At 59.2% G+C, this 1,176-nt stretch carries 1 protein-coding gene; it reads right to left on the bottom strand.

Features of this window, described 5'->3' with window-relative positions; translation table 11 throughout:
• Positions 1-1,176: elongation factor Tu (gene tuf / locus HW561_RS23260; RefSeq protein WP_176867762.1), on the bottom strand; the 1,176-nt coding region annotated here is incomplete at its 5' end.

The raw sequence follows: 1,176 nt of genomic DNA, 5'->3' as shown, positions 1-1,176 counted from the left end.
TTACTCGACGATTTTCGACACGACGCCGGCGCCGACGGTGCGACCGCCTTCACGGATGGCGAAACGCAGGCCGTTTTCCATCGCGATGGGCGCGATCAGCTCAACCTCGAACGACACGTTGTCGCCGGGCATAACCATCTCGGTGCCAGCCGCCAGAGTAACGGTGCCGGTCACGTCCGTTGTCCGGAAGTAGAACTGCGGACGGTAGTTCGCGAAGAACGGCGTGTGACGACCGCCTTCTTCCTTGGTCAGGATATAGGCTTCGGCTTCGAACTTGGTGTGCGGTGTCACGGAACCCGGCTTACACAGAACCTGACCACGCTCAACGCCTTCACGGTCGATACCACGCAGCAGCGCGCCGATGTTGTCTCCCGCTTCGCCGCGATCCAGCAGCTTGCGGAACATTTCAACGCCGGTACAGGTGGTTTTCTTGGTGTCGCGAATGCCGACGATTTCGATCTCGTCGCCAACATTGATCACGCCACGTTCCACACGGCCGGTCACAACAGTACCACGACCCGAGATCGAGAACACGTCTTCGACCGGCATCAGGAACGGCTGGTCAATGGCACGCTCGGGCGTCGGGATGTACTCGTCCACGGCAGCCATCAGCTTGCGGATCGATTCTTCGCCGATTTCCGGGTTGTTGCCTTCCATCGCGGCCAGAGCCGAACCGGCAATGATCGGAATGTCGTCGCCAGGGTAATCATACGAGCTCAGCAGCTCGCGGATTTCCATTTCAACCAGTTCCAGCAGCTCTTCGTCGTCAACCTGGTCAACTTTGTTCATGAACACGACCATGGTCGGGATACCAACCTGGCGGCCCAGCAGGATGTGTTCACGTGTCTGAGGCATCGGGCCGTCAGCTGCGTTCACAACCAGGATCGCGCCGTCCATCTGGGCGGCACCGGTGATCATGTTCTTGACGTAGTCAGCGTGGCCGGGGCAGTCGACGTGGGCGTAGTGACGCGCGTCGGTCTCGTATTCCACGTGGGCGGTCGAGATGGTGATGCCACGAGCCTTTTCTTCCGGCGCACCGTCAATCTGGTCATACGCCTGGAAGTCGCCAAAATACTTGGTGATTGCCGCGGTCAGCGTGGTCTTGCCGTGGTCAACGTGGCCAATCGTGCCGATATTGACGTGCGGCTTATTACGCTCAAACTTTTCCTTTGCCAT

The organism is Ruegeria haliotis (genome assembly GCF_013377785.1).
Taxonomy (GTDB): Bacteria; Pseudomonadota; Alphaproteobacteria; order Rhodobacterales; family Rhodobacteraceae; genus Ruegeria; species Ruegeria haliotis.
Note: the sequence above shows the minus strand (reverse complement) of the source record. Positions and strands in the feature narration are given on the sequence as shown.